Source organism: Mesobacillus boroniphilus (assembly GCF_018424685.1).
In the GTDB taxonomy this organism is placed as follows: Bacteria; Bacillota; Bacilli; order Bacillales; family Cytobacillaceae; genus Mesobacillus; species Mesobacillus boroniphilus_A.
This window is the reverse complement of record NZ_QTKX01000001.1, coordinates 82822-100709: the sequence shown is the minus strand read 5'-3', so window position 1 is coordinate 100709 and position 17888 is coordinate 82822. Positions and strand designations below refer to the sequence as shown.

Annotated in this window: 16 protein-coding genes and 1 riboswitch; of the genes, 3 read left to right on the top strand and 13 right to left on the bottom strand. The window is 42.6% G+C overall.

The genetic code is table 11. From position 1 onward, the window contains the following. Positions 1–73: 73 nt before the first annotated feature. The 6 genes from DYI25_RS00550 to DYI25_RS00525 all read right to left on the bottom strand — a co-directional run bounded on the left by DYI25_RS00550 (position 74) and on the right by DYI25_RS00525 (position 6779). On the bottom strand, positions 74–2077 hold the full coding sequence (locus tag DYI25_RS00550; RefSeq protein ID WP_213365670.1) for an ABC transporter ATP-binding protein: 2004 nt from the start codon (positions 2075–2077) through the stop codon (positions 74–76). Beyond that, a complete protein-coding gene (locus DYI25_RS00545) occupies positions 2074–3831 on the bottom strand; it encodes an ABC transporter ATP-binding protein (protein WP_213365667.1) in 1758 nt (585 codons plus the stop codon). Before DYI25_RS00545 ends, DYI25_RS00550 begins: the two co-directional genes overlap by 4 nt. A gap of 429 nt (positions 3832–4260) precedes the next feature. Next, positions 4261–4467, bottom strand: coding sequence for a sigma-Y antisigma factor component (locus DYI25_RS00540; RefSeq protein WP_213365664.1), 207 nt, complete (start codon positions 4465–4467; stop codon positions 4261–4263). Then, the gene (locus tag DYI25_RS00535; protein ID WP_213365661.1) at positions 4464–4811 is read right to left on the bottom strand and encodes a YxlC family protein; all 348 of its coding nucleotides are present in this window, start codon (positions 4809–4811) and stop codon (positions 4464–4466) included. The genes DYI25_RS00540 and DYI25_RS00535 overlap by 4 nt, the downstream gene beginning before the upstream one ends. Then, the gene (gene sigY / locus DYI25_RS00530; RefSeq protein WP_213369305.1) at positions 4777–5328 is read right to left on the bottom strand and encodes an RNA polymerase sigma factor SigY; all 552 of its coding nucleotides are present in this window, start codon (positions 5326–5328) and stop codon (positions 4777–4779) included. Before sigY ends, DYI25_RS00535 begins: the two co-directional genes overlap by 35 nt. Before the next feature lie 170 nt (positions 5329–5498). After that, a complete protein-coding gene (locus DYI25_RS00525) occupies positions 5499–6779 on the bottom strand; it encodes an MFS transporter (RefSeq protein ID WP_213365658.1) in 1281 nt (426 codons plus the stop codon). 261 nt (positions 6780–7040) lie between these two features. Between DYI25_RS00525 and DYI25_RS00520 the strand changes: the two genes are divergently transcribed. Continuing rightward, complete coding sequence (locus DYI25_RS00520; protein WP_213365655.1) at positions 7041–7364, top strand: HPr family phosphocarrier protein; 324 nt, start codon at positions 7041–7043, stop codon at positions 7362–7364. A 797-nt stretch (positions 7365–8161) separates the two neighbouring features. On the opposite strand, the gene DYI25_RS00515 is transcribed toward DYI25_RS00520, so the two are convergent. Continuing rightward, positions 8162–10504, bottom strand: coding sequence for a transglycosylase domain-containing protein (locus DYI25_RS00515; protein ID WP_213365652.1), 2343 nt, complete (start codon positions 10502–10504; stop codon positions 8162–8164). A 512-nt stretch (positions 10505–11016) separates the two neighbouring features. Continuing rightward, the gene (locus DYI25_RS00510) at positions 11017–11202 is read right to left on the bottom strand and encodes a hypothetical protein (RefSeq protein WP_213365649.1); all 186 of its coding nucleotides are present in this window, start codon (positions 11200–11202) and stop codon (positions 11017–11019) included. 156 nt (positions 11203–11358) lie between these two features. On the opposite strand from DYI25_RS00510, the gene DYI25_RS00505 reads away from it, so the two are divergent. Next, positions 11359–11877 carry a universal stress protein gene (locus DYI25_RS00505; RefSeq protein WP_213365646.1) on the top strand — a complete coding sequence of 173 codons (519 nt, stop codon included), beginning with the start codon at positions 11359–11361 and terminating at the stop codon, positions 11875–11877. A gap of 170 nt (positions 11878–12047) precedes the next feature. Here the strand turns inward: DYI25_RS00505 and DYI25_RS00500 are convergent, their stop codons facing one another. From DYI25_RS00500 to thiT, 5 genes are all read right to left on the bottom strand, one after another. After that, the gene (locus DYI25_RS00500) at positions 12048–12512 is read right to left on the bottom strand and encodes a helix-turn-helix transcriptional regulator (RefSeq protein WP_213365643.1); all 465 of its coding nucleotides are present in this window, start codon (positions 12510–12512) and stop codon (positions 12048–12050) included. A gap of 415 nt (positions 12513–12927) precedes the next feature. Further along, on the bottom strand, positions 12928–13089 hold the full coding sequence (locus DYI25_RS00495) for a FeoB-associated Cys-rich membrane protein (RefSeq protein ID WP_213365640.1): 162 nt from the start codon (positions 13087–13089) through the stop codon (positions 12928–12930). 21 nt (positions 13090–13110) lie between these two features. Then, positions 13111–15120 carry a ferrous iron transport protein B gene (feoB, locus tag DYI25_RS00490; RefSeq protein WP_213369304.1) on the bottom strand — a complete coding sequence of 670 codons (2010 nt, stop codon included), beginning with the start codon at positions 15118–15120 and terminating at the stop codon, positions 13111–13113. Beyond that, a complete protein-coding gene (locus DYI25_RS00485; protein ID WP_213365637.1) occupies positions 15120–15344 on the bottom strand; it encodes a FeoA family protein in 225 nt (74 codons plus the stop codon). Before DYI25_RS00485 ends, feoB begins: the two co-directional genes overlap by 1 nt. Positions 15345–15623: 279 nt before the next feature. Beyond that, positions 15624–16220 (bottom strand): energy-coupled thiamine transporter ThiT, encoded by a 597-nt coding sequence (thiT, locus tag DYI25_RS00480; RefSeq protein ID WP_213365634.1) that lies wholly within the window; start codon positions 16218–16220, stop codon positions 15624–15626. A gap of 107 nt (positions 16221–16327) precedes the next feature. Beyond that, positions 16328–16434: riboswitch (TPP riboswitch) on the bottom strand. Positions 16435–16692: 258 nt separating this feature from the next. Between thiT and DYI25_RS00475 the strand changes: the two genes are divergently transcribed. Then, complete coding sequence (locus tag DYI25_RS00475) at positions 16693–17823, top strand: histidine kinase N-terminal domain-containing protein (protein WP_213365630.1); 1131 nt, start codon at positions 16693–16695, stop codon at positions 17821–17823. Positions 17824–17888 lie beyond the last annotated feature (65 nt).

The window sequence follows — 17888 nt, the reverse complement described above, 5'->3', positions numbered from 1 at the left end:
GTAAAAGCAATAATCGCGTCATCATCTAAACAAAAAATCCATACCCAATAAGAATGGGTATGGATTTTCTTGTTTACCCTGCCTTCACTTTGTTGCCAAGCTGCAGCTGGTACATTTGAAAGTATTTACCTTTAAGCTCCATCAGCTGATCATGGTTTCCTTTTTCAACAATCCGCCCGCGGTCCAGCACAAGGATCTGGTCAGCATTTCGGATGGTCGATAACCTGTGGGCGATGATGAAGGTCGTCCTGCCTTCCTTAAGGACATCCATAGCTTCCTGGATTATTGCTTCTGTTTCGGTATCAATGCTCGATGTCGCTTCATCAAGTATCAGGATGGCCGGATCGAAGGCCAATGCTCTAGCAAAAGAAACTAACTGTCTCTGCCCGCTTGAGAGCGTACTGCCCTTTTCAATCACCGGCTCATCATAACCTTTTTCAAGATTTTTCAAAACGCGGTCTGCCCCTACGCTCGCCAGCGCTTTCTCTACCGTTTCCCTAGTAATGTCAGGGTGATCAAGGCTAACGTTGGAGGCTATTGTCCCGGTAAAGAGGAACGGATCCTGGAGGACGATTCCCATATGCTTGCGCAAGGTCTGTCTCGGCATTTCGGTAATATCCATGCCGTCAATCAGAATTTTCCCTTCCTGGGGATCATAGAACCTGAACAGCAAGTTCATGATTGAGCTTTTTCCTGATCCCGTATGGCCGACAAGCGCGATGGTTTCACCCTGATTTGCTTCAAAGCAAAGATCCTTCAGCACATATTCGCCTTCTTTATAGCCAAATGATACATGGTCGAAAATAACATTCCCTTTGTAACGATGAATCTCCTTCTCACTTACGTCGATTCCTTCCTCATCCATAAGACTGAACACCCGCTCTCCGGCAACCAGCGCCTGCTCAAGGTTAGCCAGCTGGTTGACGATTCCCTGGACAGGATTGAACAGTCGATTAATATAATCGACAAACGCGTAGAGCATTCCGAGTGAAATGGCGGAAGATGGCTGAAGGGCCTCTCCGCCAAAATACCAGATGAAAGCCACAAAGACGATATTTCTTAACACCCCCACAAGATTATGGGATGTAGAGGAATTCAAACTCAACAATTTATTTTGATAAGTAAAATGCTCTTTATTAAGCGTCTCGAATTCCTGCTGTGTTTCTTTTTCCCTGCTGAAGGCCTGTATGATGCTCATGCCTTGGATGGATTCATTGATCATGCCATTAATATCACTTACGCGGGATCGGATGACATGATTGTATTTTGATGCGTACTTGCGATAAAGCTTTGCCCAAACGAACAGGATTGGCAATAGCAGCAAACAAATCGCCGCAAGCTTTGCATTCAGGATGAACAAGGCAATATAGATACCGGTAATATAGATGAAACTTGTAAAGAACGTTGAGAGGACGGTGACATACAATTCGCGGATCGCCTCTGTGTCATTCGTGATCCTGGCAACGACCTTTCCTGCAGGAAGATTGTCAAAATACTGGATCGGCAGCCGCTGGATTTGCCTGAAGACATCCTCCCGCAGCTTCTGGATAATCCGGTTCGCAGACTTTTGCAAATAAAACCTCTGCCCATATTGAAAGATGGACGCAATGACGAGCAAGCCGAAATAAAAGGAAAGCAGCTTAATAATATTCGGGATTTCTGGTTTGTAAAAATTCATCAAATCATCGCCGGACAATACTTCAGCTTCATATTGCGCAGCTTTTGACCCTTTGCTGATTGTTAAAATCCCTTCCTCATAGCTGCGGTTCCCGTCGAATTCGACATCTGCATCTACAAACACAAAATTCCTTCCGACCTGTAAAATCCGGACAGAATCTGCGGTTCCCGCGTCGCCATCCTTTGTGTAAAAGCTGCCATTATATTCAACTGCACCATCGCCAGCTTCTGTCTTGTGCCAGACCGACTCAATTCCTAAAATGTGGTTGTCAATCATCCGCTTGGCGATGAATGGTCCTGCCAGGTCTGCGACAACAGCGACAGTCAGCATTGCTAGGGCAATCAGGATTATTTTCTTATAATTTAACGCATATCTAAACAGCCTTTTTCCTGTACTCATATGGAGTGCACCTCCTCTTCGACTGCTAAAGCCTGCTGCTTGGTAAATTGATCGTAATACCAACCTTGAGCAGCCATCAATTGTTCGTGCGTGCCTTCCTCGATAATTTTTCCATCCTGCAGCACGACGATATGGTCAGCATGCTCTACCGCAGACATTCTGTGAGTTGTAATGATGGTTGTTTTCGCATTCCGCTCTCTGCGGATATTATCAATGATTTTTTTCTCTGTTTTTGCATCGACTGCCGAAAGCGAATCATCAAGAATAAGGATTTCCGGATCCTTGATCAATGCGCGCGCAATCGAAATACGCTGCTTCTGTCCGCCTGAAAGCGCGACCCCTTTTTCACCGACAAGTGTTTCCAGACCTTCCGGCAGCATCTCCAGGTCCTTTCGGAAAGCCGCCAAGTCGATGATATCCTGCAAGTCTTTTTCGGAAGCCATAGGGTTACCGAACAGAATATTTTCCTTGACCGAACGGGAGAAAAGGATGTTTTCCTGCGGAACATATCCCATCCAGCCCCGAGTCTCCCTCAAGCTGTGCTCCTGGATAGGCACTCCTGATACAAGCAGGTTACCACTGCCTTCAGGATATTCCCTTAGCAGCTGTTTGATCAATGTCGTCTTTCCGCTTCCCGTTTTGCCCACTATTCCCAACGTTTCGCCGCGGTTCAAATGCAGCTTAATATTATCAAGGTTCATTACATTGGATGAAGGATATTTGAATGTGAACTCAGACATTTGTAAATATTCCGGTTCATTGCCTTCCACGGGTTTAACTGGATCGGCAACATCCTCATTATAGGATAATGTTTCATTCAGGCGGTCCAGAGACGCATTGCCTCGCTGCATGACATTGATCAATTCACCGATTGCGAACATCGGCCAGATCAGCATTCCCAGGTATACATTAAAGCTGACCAGCTCTCCCAGCGTCAGCTTTTGCTGGAAAACAAGAAATGCTCCATATCCTAGACCAATTAAATAGCTCATACCAACAAGGATTTTAATCGTTGGTTCAAACAGAGAATCGATTTTTGCGACTTCGACATTTTTACGGTAAACATCTTCAGTCAAGTCATGAAACCTTGATTCATCTGCTCTCTCCTGTACATAAGCGCGGATGACACGCACTCCTGATACAGACTCAAGCACCCGGTCATTCAGCTCGCCGAATGCATCCTGGGCAGAGGTGAATTTTGAATGAATCCTTTTGCCGTATATGTTAATTAGAAACGCCATGATTGGCAGCGGGATGATCGAAACCAGTGTCAGCTCCCAGCTGATGAAAAAGCCCATCGTGAACAGGATTGTCAGCATGAAGATGCTTGAATCGACAAGTGTCAGTACTCCGAAACCTGCCGTGATAGATATTGCCTTTAAGTCATTCGTCGCCCTTGCCATCAAGTCACCAGTTCGGTTCTTCTCGAAGAACGTCGGTGTCATTTTCAGCAAATGCTTCATAAAACGGGTCCTGAGCTTCCGTTCAATCAGGAACGCTCCGCCGAATAATTGATACATCCAAATATAAGTGATGAAATAAGAGACCACCGTAATCAGCAAGAGGCCGCCAATGTACTTTAGGATTAACGATTGGTTCATGGAACCAATTTGGATTGAATCGATTGCCATACCGACGATTTTCGGCGGCAGTACATCAAGAATGCCGACAAAAATCAGCAATGTAATCGCGACACTGTATCTCTTCCAGTTTTCTTTAAAAAACCAGCTTAACTTCGATAACACCGATAACATTAACAATCACTCTCCCTTCTCTGTGTAAAAATCTGACTATCCGCTTTCGAGATATTCCTTTGTTACCAGTTTCTCCACTTTTGATTTGACCATCTTGATTCCTCCTCATTTATTTTGGAATGGACGTTCCCTGTGCATGAAAAAAGACATACCGCGGCATGCGATATGTCTTGAATCAATCGATAAAGACAGAAAAAGGCATACGTCACGCAGATGCGCAACCCATGCCTTTTCAGTCACAGAGCAACTTGATTAAAAAATCAATTATAGCAGAAGGATGGGTTACGTTTATTTAGTTGAGCGTATTGTGCGTTTTTAACAATGTTCATGTCCGTAACCCTCCTTTTAGTTATATTTTCCATTCCTTTGTAAGGTTATCACCTTACCAGTCACAATGTCAATTCTAACTTTTCGATATTTTTCATCATTTTACTTTTCAGCTGACTTGCCGCGCCATATCTTTCGTACAAAAAGCAGATAAAATAGCAGCGGCATCGGTGCCTGAATCAATCCAAGGATTCCCCAAAGCCAATAGTTATGGCCATGCTTCCGGGCATCAGTAAAAAGAAAAATGCTCTGCACCAATAGAATCAAAACAACTACGGCCAGCATAACAGGTGACAGTTCTTCGTTCATCGGCTGCCCACCTGCTTTTGGACTCCTTTATAACTATAGATTGCTGTAATCGCGACCGTTGCAGCCTGTAGCATAAAGAAGAGCATCGGGAGCTCCAGCATAGTGAAGATCACCCCGCTCAAAATCAGCATAGCACTCAAAATGAACCACGCTAATTCCCGGCGATATTTCTTCTTTTGAACCTCCTGCTGATTCAGCACCATTTGCTCAAACCATTTATCATCCGGGACATAAGTGTCCATGGAATCGAGTTTGTCCAGTCCATTATTGATAGCGCTGATGGTGTCAAAAAGTTCTTTATCCATTTGTTCATCGCTTGACGAGCTTCCCTTTTGGTTTGTCATCTACTTTCAGCTCCCTTCTAACAGCTAAAAGTCCATGGTGGACTCTAGACTTTGCAGTACCAGCGGCGATATTGAGGATTTCACCAATCTCATCGTACGAATACCCATAATAATGCTTAAGGATAAGAGGTATACGCATTTCATCTGTCAGCCTGGATAATGCTGCGAGCGCATCTGTCCATTCCTCATTCTTCGATTCCATATGCCACTGTAGTTTTCGTGACGTTGCTTCTCCTTCGTTCCATTCCCGTTCGCGCTTCTTCTTGCGGTGCTGATCAATATACATATTCGTGGCTATGCTGATCAGCCATGACGAGAATTTGGATTTCCCATTGAATAAATGAATTTTCTCCACACATTTAGCCATCGTTGCTTGTGCAATTTCCTCTGCGATATCAGGATTCATCGTTATTTTCATCAGGTATTTTACCAGCAGGGGATAATGATTCCTGAACAGCACAGCAAACGATCGGTGGTCGCCTTTTTTAGCGCTATTGATTAACTCTTTCTCATCCATCAAAGCATGCCTCACTTTCCCCGCCACCAAAAAAATTATCTCTTAATTGATTATTTATTAATAAGACGCATGAAGTAAAGAATCGTTCAAAAATAATTTTAAAAAGTTAATGAATAGAGGGTCTGCTGACCATCTACGAAAAAAAAAGAAAGCCCCATAAGGACTTTCCACTATACCCCCTGCTCGACTGAAGTTTCTTTAAAAACGGACTCGCTTTCTTGCGCAAGCTTAGGCAGTACAATCATGTAAAACACACCTACGATGGCGAGGCATCCGCCGACAATCCAATATAGCATTTCAATGGTAAGCAAAGAAGGAAAGCTGTACGCAATGAATGCAAGAGTCAATGAATGCGACAGCATATTAAGCGGACTGATCAGCCCCTGGACCCTGCCCATCATTTTCGGATCAATAATGCTTGGAAGCCAGCCGCCAATCCCAACGTTTATGAGCGGCAGTGCCAGTGCAGAGATAAACAGAATGCCAAGGAACAGATAGATATTATTCGGCAAAGAAGCAAGAGCGGTAAAGCTGCCAGCAATCATCAAACCTACTGAAATCATATGATAGAGCTTCACTTTCTGAGAAAGCAATGATGCAACAAAGCTGCCGATTAATACGCCGATCCCAAACACGAAGCCGATGACAATCGAATATTGCTCATAAGTATCAGGGGCCAGCTTATATTTCAGAATGAAAATCGGCATGACGGAGAAGCCGCCATTTACGATTCCAAAGATGAAAAACCCGATGATTAGAGCAAACAACAATTTGCTGCTCATGACATACTTAAACCCATGTTTAAAATCCTTGAATACCATCTTGAGATTCAAATCCTTAAGTGTATGAGAGCCATTTGGCAGCCGCGCTTCAATTGAAATAGCAGTTTTCTGGATAAGCAGCGCGCTGATGATGAACGACAGAGTGTCAACTAAAATCGCGCCATAAATGCCAATCGACCAGTAAGCGAGTACTCCGAGACCATTGCCGAACAGCATGAACAGGCTCATCACGAGCTGATTCAACCCAGCCGCTGTCGTGTAGTCGTCTTTTTTCAATATTCCCTGTACCATCCCATGTTCAGCCGGGAAGAAGAACTTTTGAATCGCGCTTCTCAAAAACAGGACAGCAAAGACAAGCGGCATCCATCCAACATAGATAGCTGCAATTAATGCGATAGATAAAAACGCACTTATCCAATCACAGTAAACCGCTATTTTCTGCCGGTCCATCCTGTCAGCGAATACTCCAATCAGGAAAAACACCGCAAGCATAGGCAGAGAATACATCAGCTCCGTTATCGTCGCATAGGCGGGCTGGGAGCTGAAACGGTCCAGCAGGAAAAACATGAAGGCTGTCAAGCCGATCGTACTGCCCATTTGGGAAGTAAAGTTTGCCAAAAATAACTTCGTGAAACTCCTGTTCCTGAAAATCTCCGTAAGTTTTTTCATAATGTCTACTCCTCGCATCTCTTTTAATATCTTCATATTAGCTTAATTTTAAGGCGACAATAAACTTCTCCTGACTGTTTTTCTCTCCATCCTGAGACGGAGTGACTATCCGCTGAAGAACTACCTTGGCTTCAGATGCTTTTTCACTTGTTAGCCTGCCAACATCGCCCAATTTGACCTCTACAGGTTTTCGAATCAAGTTAACGGGGTAATATTCTACTAACCTAATAAAATTTGATTCATTAAAGGAGTAGTATATAAATGAAAGAAATTATGTCATCTAATGTTATGGTTCAGAAAAGATTCACTATGAAAAAAATGCTTGAAATCTATCAGGCTGCTAAAAAATTGGACGGTACTACTTACTTATACAGCCGCCAGAAGGCAGTTGAGGCAACTTCATTGTCTAAGCTTGTTTCTTTCCTGCTGACAGTGGAACCAAATACAACTTTAAAAATTATTATGGAAGGCACAGATGTAGAACCGAAATTAAACCAGCTGACCAGGCTTCTTACAAATGAAGCTTCTGTCCTTCGCGTTAAACGCAAGCGACTTATCGAGTCTTCCGAATCATTCCAAATATAGTCCCAATAATAGATAAAATAATGACTGAGGTGAAGTTTTATGGTAAGAACAATTCTTATGATTATCGGCGCTGTCGTAGTGATCGGATTCCTTTTAAGCTTAATATAATTAGTGTTTCGTAAAGAGGGTGTCCCAAAAGGTATTAACTTTTGGGCACCCTCTTTCTTTTTAGGACGGCTTGTAAAAATGGTCCGTTGATTTCCGTTCCAGACGCTTCGCTTTCCGCGGGGCCGGCGCTGAGCCTCCTCACCGCCGTTGGCGTTTGCGGGATCTGACCCGTCCAGCAGATCCCGCAGGACTTTGATTAGCATCTTCGAATAAGCCTACGCACGATGGAAATGCGTTAGCATTTTCGAGGAGTCTTCGCGCCTTCCACTCCAATCAACTCAAGTTTCTATATTCATTTTTTTGCACAAAATAAAAACAAGAAAATTATAAAACAAATCATTTGACCTTTCCGACGGACCTTCAAGTTTTGATACCTCAACAGCATCTTGTCCGATTGGCTGATTTTGCGGTCAACCAGATGAACCCTCATATCTTTCTATCTCTTTATCCTGGAGGGGCCGGCCGGCCTCCCATCCTCAAATGATGTTAAAAGTCATTCTTTATGCATATGCCAACTGAATTTATTCTACGTTTTATGTCAGTCTCTTTTTTATATTCACTCCGGAAAACTTGTTAGGGGCACCCGCTGGTTTCTGCGAGATACTCGAATTAAGTTAAAACAATTATAGCCTACCCAAACTACACAAATAAAAACAGCACAGGGGACTTATCCCCCGTGCTGTTTAGCATCAGTTAGTGCCATCATCTTTTTTTTCTTCATCAACAGACCCATCTTCGTCAGATGCACCGGTGTCACTGGTATCTCCTTCGCCTCCGGTATCTCCTTCACCACCGGTATCTCCTTCACCACCGGTATCTCCTTCGCCTCCGGTATCTCCTTCACCACCGGTATCTCCTTCACCTCTGGTATCTCCTTCACCACCGGTATCTCCTTCGCCTCCGGTATCTCCTTCACTACCTGTATCACCTTCACCTCCGGTTTCATTTGTAGTACCGGAGTCACTGGTGTCATTGCTGCTGTCAGTATTCGTTGACGTTGCAGCAGCTTCAGTATTTGATTCCTTTTTCTCTTTCTTTTTTGGTTCTTCTTTTGGCTTTTCTTTCTTCTCTTTCAGCTTCTTTTTTGCCTCTTCCCATTGCTTCTTTAGTTTTTCTGCTTCCCTCTTAACTCTTTTCTCTAGTTCTTTTACAGACTTGGCACGCTGTTTCCTTTTGTGCTCTTCTATATATTTTGAAAGCGGCGGGACATTAAAGGATTCTGCTTTTGTATTTTTCAATGCTTCAGACATAAAGTCCTTAAAAATCAGCGCGGCTCCTTCGCTGCTTGTAGTGGTTAAATAATGATCCTTGTCTGTCTTGTCATAACCAACCCACACAGCGCCGACAAGCTGTGGAGTATACCCGACAAACCACTGATCTTTCGTCCCTTCGATGCCTTTAATCGGCACTTGGGTAGAGCCTGTTTTTCCAGCTAACTCCCGACCAGAAATTTGCGCACCTTTCCCTGTGCCATCTTGTACGACCCCAAGGAGCATGGTCGTCATTTTTTCTGCAGTTTCTTTTGAAACAGCCTTGCTCTTCTTCCCTTTATATTCAACAATTATATTGCCTTCTTTATCAACAATTTTGGTGATTGCATGTGTTTCATGGCGCTCACCATTATTGGCAAATGCCGAATATGCCTCTGCCATTGTTACCGGAGATACCCCAGTGGATAATCCTCCAAGTGCCAGGCCAAGATTACGATCTTTCTTAGGATCCAGCTGAATGCCATAGTTCTTTACCGATTCCATTCCTTTGACAATGCCTATTTCATCCAGGAGCCATACTGCCGGCACATTCAATGAATCTCTCAATGCTTCATACATAGGGACTTCGCCTTTATATTTATCATTGTAGTTTTGAGGCTTGTAATCCTTGAATTCCATTTCCTCATCCTTCAGCATGTCCGTAACACCCATGCCTTCTTCGAGCGCTGGCGCAAACACTGCTAGTGGCTTCATTGTAGAACCAGGCTGTGCTTTTAACTGTGTAGCACGATTGTAACCTCGGAATACATGCTCACCGCGGCCGCCTACAAGCGCACGGATTCCTCCGCTTTTAGGATCAACCAGCACAGCGCCGCTTTGGACGATTTGCTTATCTGTGCCTTTTGGAAACAGGTCATCTTTTGCGTAAGTCCCTTCTACAGCCGATTGCATTGTCACATCAAGCTCCGTATGGATTTGCAACCCACCAGTCAATATTTGTTCCTGGGTCAGACCGTATTTCTTTATAGCCTCATCGATGACATGATCAACATAGTATGGGTATCGGCCGCGCAACGGATCTCCGCCTTTTTCATTAAGTACTAACTCTTCGGCCACTGCCTGTTTATACTCTTCTTCCTTAATAAAACCATGGGTTTTCATCATTTGGAGGACAAGATTTCTTCTGTCCATTGCTTCTTCATAATTTTTATTAGGATCCAATGCAGATGGCGCCTTGATCAAGCCTGCGATCATTGCCGCTTCGCTTACGGAAAGGTCTTTGACTTCCTTGCCAAAGTACCCCATCGCTGCCCGTTTGATTCCCCAGGAACCATTCCCGAAATAAATCCGATTCAAATACATTTGCATGATTTCATCTTTGGAATATTGCTTTTCTATTTCCCTTGCCATGAAAAATTCTTCTAGCTTTCTTTTATATGTCTTTTCACTCGAAAGTAAAGCATTCTTCGTTAACTGCTGTGTAATCGTACTTCCACCTTCAACAATACTTCCTGCCTTGACGTTCTGGACAAAAGCCCGCGAAATTCCTACAAGGTCCACACCATCGTGTTCATAAAAACGGTGGTCCTCGATGGCAATTACAGCGTTTTTGACATGATCCGGAACATCTTCAATCTTTATCCCTTCATTTTTCAGAGCCGAAATCTTACTGGCGACCTCACCATTCGCATCATAGATGACGGTTGACTGTGCCATGTCATCATTCAATGCGCTGATGTCAGCCCCCTCAGAATAAACATGGAAAAAACTCAAGAATGTCAAAATCGCTGTTGAAACAGACAAAACCAGCACCTGATTCATATGTAGCCTTTTCCAGCCTCTTAGAAAACTTGTTGCTATTGAATTTTTGCTCACTGAGCACCCCAACCTTTTAAAAATAGTTTAGAAATATGACACTTTCTTTTACCCATTTTTCAAAGGTATTAACACAATTTGGCTAATTACGAGGAAAAAAGACATACAAGCAAGCAAAAGGTCAATCGATAATTCTCGATTGGCCCTTTTATGTGTTGCGGTATATGATTTCTAAACTACTATGAACTTATTGGTTATTTGGGTAACCTCCCCACAATTACTTCAGACAAAAAAGCTAACCCAAGTTTAAATTTCGTCCGAACACGGCTTCATTTCGGACAAAAACACTGGGCATAGACGAGATTTTGTCCGAACCTGGCAACACTTCAGACAAAACTTCAAGCATGAGTCCTCATTTTGTCCGAACACAGCACTACTTCAGATAAAACAACAAAAAAACCACCGCAAGATTGTCCAAATCTGCGGTAGTTTCTTGAAATAATCATCAACTGCTCATACTAATTATGAATCTGTGACTCTGCCGGTTCCTGTTCGCTGGCAGCTACGATATTACTTTCACGTATCAGTGTTTCCATATACATATAGACTATTTGCTTGGTCTTATCATCCGCTTGAATAACATCAAGGTGCTGCATGCATTTCCGTATGGTCGGATGAATCGGCTTTTGAGAATGAAATCCCATACCGGCCACTCCCTATCCTGAATTTGAAAAGCTTTACAACAAGGTTCGCCAAGCTTTAAGTATTTTTGAGGGTTTATGGAAATTATTAGGTCGGTTAGTTTTGTTTTAAAAATGGGTATTGAACAGTAAAAAGTCTAATCCTGGAGGTTGATTTATATGGCTGGAATAAAAAATGTGGTTCTCGCTTACGATGATTCTGAAGGCAGCAAGAAAGCCCTGCAATTGGCAAAGGAGATCACTAGTAATAAAGTAGGCGTAAAGTTGTATGTTGGCCATGTATATGAAGAAAAAATTAAAAGCGAATTGGTTGAAACGAATGAGCGCCCTATTGAGCCTCTGCCTATCAACAACTTTCCGGCAGATGGTGTTCAGGTGCCTCCACTGGCTATGGAACAAGGTGCACTCGATAAATCAGAGCACTCGATCATTACCCACAGTTCTGAACAAGCGTTTAATAACGCAAAGGCCGTGCTGGATGCTCTCAAGATAGACACTGAATACTCCATCCTCGAGGGAAGTCCATCTGAGAGTATTATAGAATTTGCCAAGGATGTAGATGCTGATTTAATCATCATTGGCCAGTCGGGAGATGAAGGTATCAAACGAAAGATTCTCGGTGGCGTTAGTCAAAAGGTAGCCAATAACGCACATTGCCATGTACTCATTGCTAAATAAGAAAAGTACAAGCGCACTGGTCAGCCCCGACAAGCGCTGGAGCTGGATACTAATCTGAGTACTAAATTTTATACTTTTATAAATAAAAGCAAAAAACAGCCGGGTAAATACTACCCGGCTGTTTTAATTTTCCCTGTTTACTGCGTTTCCGGTTGAGCAGTTAGATTACTTTACCCTTTCATCGCTTCGTCAGCAATCTCCTCTAACCGCTCTTTTGTTTCGTTTTCTTCAAAGCTGCTGAATATCCGAAAATCATCTTGATCCAGAATCCTGTAATGTTGGCTAAGAATGTTTTGCTGCATGACAAATCCGCCAATCCTAGCTACTTCCCTCCACCAAACTTTACCGCCCAATGTTTTCTCTTTGCGATAATCTGAACCTTCATGGGCGATGGTTTCAAGAACCTCTAATGGTTCATTTCCGAACAAAAATTGGATTGTCTCGGTTTCCCTGAACAAGGCGGAAATTGCCACGACTGTAGACCAGCCGGCTTGAGCCCTGCCCTTTTCAATCTGGACAAGCGTCTTTTTGGAAATTCCAATGATATCAGCCATTTTATCCTGTGTGTAACCGACTTCTGCCCGCAGCACCCTTACTTTTTCCGAAACCCTGCTAATGATTTCATCCCTGGTCATCCGCTTCATTCCTTTAAGTTCTTTTAGTGTAATTTTACACTAAATTAATCTGAATTCAAAATACTTTTTTACTTTTATTTTTTATTACAAGGCTCTTTTCTCAAACTTTGTTGCTATTGATTACAAAATAGGAGTGAATGAACTATTTTTCTTCCCAAAGTAGCCTCTTGTTATGAGAAAAGAGCATGCAAACTTATTACCGAACTACAAAATGGCGTTCTATTACGTTAAAATCGGCTTTAGGATTTTAACAACAATCTTTACGAAAACAGCCTATTACAAAGACAGCGTTAAATTTGACTGTTTTTTTTTCCAGGTTCTTCGCTTTCCACTTCAATCAACGGGGCTTATAATCAGCATTAGCCTTTAACGCCAGCCATTGAAAAAGGAATGCAATTATCTGCATTCCTTTTAATTATTTTATGTGTTTTTCCTGGCTGATGCTGCAATTGCTTGAACAAGAGCTTTGGATGGAACAGGAAGCGCATTTTCCTTCCTTTGATTTCTTGATGAATCGGTAGAAGGCCCATCCGGCGTATCCGAATACGGCTCCGCCGATTAAGATATTTGCGATCATGAATCCTTCCTCCTTTTCTGCTTAGCTTAATCCAAACAGCATGCCACCTTGATAAATAGCCAGCGACAATAGATATGCGATAATTAGCGCATAAGCGATTGAAAAAGCGGTCCAGCGTGTCGACCCGGTCTCCTTGTAAATGGTTGCAGTAGTTGCAAGACAAGGAATGTATAACAGGATAAAGACCATGAAGCTGTATGCAGCCAATGGTGTGTAATGAGCAGCAAGCAATCCCTGCAAACTTGCTTCATCTGGTACAAAATAAATGATATTCATCGTTGATATAATGGATTCTTTTGCAAGGAAGCCTGTGAAAAGGGATGCACTGGCCTGCCATGTGCCGAAACCAATAGGGGCAAACAACGGTGCGAAAATCCCTCCAAGAAGCGCTAAATAGCTATCATCCATGCTGACATTCATGCCTTCCGGACCAGCGTAGGCAAGCAGCCATATCAGGACGGAGCCGGCAAAGATGAATGTTCCAGCCTTCCTTATGAATCCCTTTCCCTTATCCCATGTGCTTCTCCAAAGCGCTCTTCCCTGCGGCAGCCTGTATGGCGGAAGTTCAATGACGAATACTGAAGTTTCACCTTTTAAAAGAGTCTCCGAGAATACCTTGGCCAGAATAAGTGCAATCACTACTCCTAAAACATATAAACTCAATACGATAGCTGCCTTATGTTCTACAAAAAATGCTCCGACAAACAAGGCGTATACAGGCAATCGGGCTGAACATGACATAAGTGGCGTCAACAGGATGGTCATCAGCCTTTCCTTCGGTGTCTCAATGGTCCTTGCTGCCATAATGCCTGGTACGTTACAGCCAAATCCGATCATCATCGGAATGAACGCCTTCCCGTTCAAACCGACTGATTCCATTAAGCGGTCCATAACTAGCGCGACACGGGCCATATAACCCGAATCCTCAAGTAAGGATATGAAAAAGAATAAAATGAAGATTTGTGGCACGAAGACAAGGACTCCCCCTACCCCGGCAACAATTCCATCAAGAACAAGGTCTTTGATGAATGATGAAGCACCCGCTGCAGTCAGTGCTGCTGTAATTCCTGATGTTAATGGCCCGGACAGAAATGAATCCAATGCGTCCGACAGCGGGAAGCCAAGCCAGTCGAAGGTAAGCATGAACATGATATACATAAGGAATAGAAAAATCGGAATTCCGAGAAATTTATTCGTTACAACCATGTCAACCTTCTCAGTATGCGGGACCTTTTTATTATCCTGCTTCGTGGTGGCAGCAGATACGATTTTATCGATCACTTCACTTCGCTTCCGGTGGATTGCCTGGTCAAGTGCTTGTTTGCTGCCTGCACTTTGTTGTTGGGATACAGTAACAGACTTGATCAATGTTTCTAATTCAGCCATAGGCAAAATTGATGCTAGATAGCTTTTTACATAGGGGTTGCCTTCAAACAGCTGAAGAGCAAGCCAGCGAACGGGATGTTGTACCTTCCCAGCCAGTTTGTTCTCAAGTTCGAGGATTCCAGCTTCAATCGCTTTTCCATAATAAACGAGATTGTTCTTCCCTGTGCCGATAGCTCCACCAGTCACCAGCTCCGCAAGTTCATTACATCCTTTGCCCGTCCTTGCAACCACAGGAGCTACTGTCACTCCCAGTGATTCAGACAGTTTATGAATATCGATTTGAATGCCCCTGTTTTTCGCCACATCCAGCATGTTTAAGCCGATAATGACCGGCGCACCGTATTCCAAAAGCTGCATAGTCAGGTGAAGATTTCTTCTTAACTGGGAAGCATCCAGGATATTCAGAAGTTTTTCAAACGGTTCATTCAGGAAGAAATTCGTAACGACACCTTCATCCTTCGAGAGCGGATTGAGAGTATAAACCCCAGGCAGGTCGATAAGCTGATTCTTTCCGTTTTTAAAAAGACCCACTTTCTTCTCGACTGTCACCCCGCTCCAGTTACCGACATATTCATAGGAGCCTGTTAAGTTATTAAACAATGATGTTTTTCCTGTATTCGGGTTGCCAATGAGCGCAATATTCATCATACTCGCTCCACTTCAATCCTTAGTGCTTCTTTGCGGCGAATGCCTATGCATTGCCCGCATGATTCAACCATGACTGGGCCTCCAAAAGGCAGGATGCATTTCACGCACACTTCAGAGCCTTCCGCTATTCCCAAATCAAGCAATCTTCTTCTGACAAATTTGTCAGCACTCGAAATATTCATGATCCGGCCTTTTTCACCAGTCTTTAATTTTCCCAGCATAGCCCTCACCTTTTTCAAGTTTGTTAGTTTTCATGAGAATCTTACATAAAATTCTTTACATTTTTGATTTTTCTAAATGAGAATGATTATCTTTATTTAACCAGTTCAGAGTGACTTCCACTGTGATATAAGTCACTAAGACTCCGCTTTAAAACAACATTTAATGCAAGCTCCATATAATTGACAATATTTTTATCAGTAATCCCTTCAATCCTATTGTATACCTGCATAGGTATAATGAACATAAAAAATAGGAGAGCTTTTCAGCTCCCCTACTTATCATATTTTATTGCTTACTTGTGTTGATTGAACCATTCTTGAGGGTGCGTAGCTAATTACAAGAGTGACAAGAATGGCACTTAAAATCATACTTGGAAGCATGTAGGTCCCGTTATAAATGACTGAATAAAGCCATGCTGGCTGGCCTTCAGGGGCATAGCTTCCGAAGAAAATCCAGCCGGAAAGAAAATGGGCAATGAAACGGAGTACGCTTCCAATAAAAACACCGGCTACTACATAACCAATCCATTTCCTTCTGTTCCCGCCCTGCATTGCAGCTTTCACCTGGGCAGCAAAGAATCCTGCCATACCAAGTACAGCGAAGGCAATGAGATAATCCAACACGCCTTGTACCGGATGATAAATTTGTGACATGCCAAGAATGAATTGCAAAAGACCAAATATGAACCCGGTAAGAATTCCGCCCTTAAGTCCCCAACGGAAAGCCATCAGGAATACAGGCACCATCGCAATCGATACTGAACCGCCCTGTGGCCAGATTCTTGAAAATAAAAATCCGGAAAATAAATCAAGCAAATAAGCCAGTGCGGAAAATACGGCAATTTCCACTAAAAAGAGAGTTTGTTTTTGTTTCATGTTTGTTCCTCCTTCTTTCCAGAATGAGGTCCGCTTCTAATACGCCTTTTCTGCTTCAGAAACAAAAAAAGCAATCGAGGGATCGATATAGGATTCCCAAGATTGCTTTCCTATCGCATCCACATTCCTTCGCTAGCATTAACTAACAGGTTCAAAGGGTAAGAACTCGGCCGCTCACTCTCAGCTGCTTTACGCAGCTCCCCTTGTGGTTATTATTTAATTTCTACACTATGAATATACTACTTCTTTTATTCAATAACAAGTATAACCTTTCTGCAAACTCTGGACTATTCAATAAATGTCGATAACTTAATAGACAAAACTCTCTCATTGTTGCTAAAAAAATCGGTCTTTTGTCACAATTTTAGCTATTCGACGCAATTCAGCGCATGTTCTTAATATTCGACAAAGGGATTTCATTTTTTTCCTCGAATCTTTAATACCGAAATGAAAAACTGGGGGACTTAATGAAATGCTGCCAATTACGGATAACCGATTGCTTAGCTTCCTGACTAGTGAAAAACAAAACCTTATCGCCGAATGGACGGAGAAAATAATCGTCTCTGAAGATGATCCATATAAAGAGAAAATAAGAAATAACGCTGAGAATATGTATGTAATCATTCTCTCTGTTTTTTCTAAGACAAGTGAAGAATTGGAGGAACACCTGCAAAAGCTTGCTTTTCTGGTAGGAGAAGAACGTGTTCGGGCTGACATCAACATTGGAGATTTTGTCTATAATGTCAATTCAGGAAGATCCGTTCTCTACAAGCATCTTCACAAAATGAATATGGAATGGGAGGAAATGCAAGAGGCGATCAACCGGATCAATTACTGTTTTGATACCTTTTTGTATTACGCAGTATCCTATTACAATGAACAGAAAAACAAGGTCATCGAAGAAAAGAACCAGTTCATCGATTCAACACATAAAGACAGACTGACATTGCTTGGACAAATGACATCAAGCTTCATACATGAATTCCGCAATCCATTAACTTCCATTCAGGGCTTTATCCAGCTATTGAAATCTGAACATCAAGACATGAAGTATCTGGATATTATCTCAAGCGAGCTCGAACAATTGAATTTCCGGATTTCGCAATTTCTGCTTTTATCAAAAAAAGAGCTGATTGGAAAAGAAAAGACCCTTTTCTCATTGAATAGAATGATTGAGGAAGTATTAAATTTCCTATATCCAAGCATCCTGGACACGAATGTCCGGATTATCAAGGAAGTAGCGGAGGATATGGATTTGTATGGCTATGCTGATGAAATCAGGCAGGTCCTCATCAATATTATATTTAATGCTATTGATGTATTGAGCCAGTACCGTGATGATCCACAAATTGAAATAAAAGGATTTTTCGTGAATGATACCCATATCAAAATTGAAATTTCAAATAACGGACCAATAATTCCTGACCATTTACTTAAAACAATCTTCGAACCATTCGTCACTACCAAAACACTTGGGACCGGACTTGGTTTATTCGTCTGCCGGGAAATCATCGAAAAGCACAAAGGAATTCTCGCCTGTTCATCAGAACCAGACAAGACGTCTTTCATCATGCTGCTGCCTTTAACGAGAATAGAGATTTAACAAACTTATAATCTTCTCTATAGCAATCTTTTTCAAAAGAAGAGACCCCGCCGTTTCCGGTGGGG

Coding starts and splice junctions, on each gene's coding strand:
- DYI25_RS00550 (WP_213365670.1), bottom strand. CDS start 2,077: ATGAGTACAGGAAAAAGGCTGTTTAGATATGCGTTAAATTATAAGAAA.
- DYI25_RS00545 (WP_213365667.1), bottom strand. CDS start 3,831: ATGTTATCGGTGTTATCGAAGTTAAGCTGGTTTTTTAAAGAAAACTGG.
- DYI25_RS00540 (WP_213365664.1), bottom strand. CDS start 4,467: ATGAACGAAGAACTGTCACCTGTTATGCTGGCCGTAGTTGTTTTGATT.
- DYI25_RS00535 (WP_213365661.1), bottom strand. CDS start 4,811: ATGACAAACCAAAAGGGAAGCTCGTCAAGCGATGAACAAATGGATAAA.
- sigY (WP_213369305.1), bottom strand. CDS start 5,328: ATGGATGAGAAAGAGTTAATCAATAGCGCTAAAAAAGGCGACCACCGA.
- DYI25_RS00525 (WP_213365658.1), bottom strand. CDS start 6,779: ATGAAAAAACTTACGGAGATTTTCAGGAACAGGAGTTTCACGAAGTTA.
- DYI25_RS00520 (WP_213365655.1), top strand. CDS start 7,041: ATGAAAGAAATTATGTCATCTAATGTTATGGTTCAGAAAAGATTCACT.
- DYI25_RS00515 (WP_213365652.1), bottom strand. CDS start 10,504: ATGAATCAGGTGCTGGTTTTGTCTGTTTCAACAGCGATTTTGACATTC.
- DYI25_RS00510 (WP_213365649.1), bottom strand. CDS start 11,202: ATGGGATTTCATTCTCAAAAGCCGATTCATCCGACCATACGGAAATGC.
- DYI25_RS00505 (WP_213365646.1), top strand. CDS start 11,359: ATGGCTGGAATAAAAAATGTGGTTCTCGCTTACGATGATTCTGAAGGC.
- DYI25_RS00500 (WP_213365643.1), bottom strand. CDS start 12,512: ATGACCAGGGATGAAATCATTAGCAGGGTTTCGGAAAAAGTAAGGGTG.
- DYI25_RS00495 (WP_213365640.1), bottom strand. CDS start 13,089: ATGATCGCAAATATCTTAATCGGCGGAGCCGTATTCGGATACGCCGGA.
- feoB (WP_213369304.1), bottom strand. CDS start 15,120: ATGAATATTGCGCTCATTGGCAACCCGAATACAGGAAAAACATCATTG.
- DYI25_RS00485 (WP_213365637.1), bottom strand. CDS start 15,344: ATGCTGGGAAAATTAAAGACTGGTGAAAAAGGCCGGATCATGAATATT.
- thiT (WP_213365634.1), bottom strand. CDS start 16,220: ATGAAACAAAAACAAACTCTCTTTTTAGTGGAAATTGCCGTATTTTCC.
- DYI25_RS00475 (WP_213365630.1), top strand. CDS start 16,693: ATGCTGCCAATTACGGATAACCGATTGCTTAGCTTCCTGACTAGTGAA.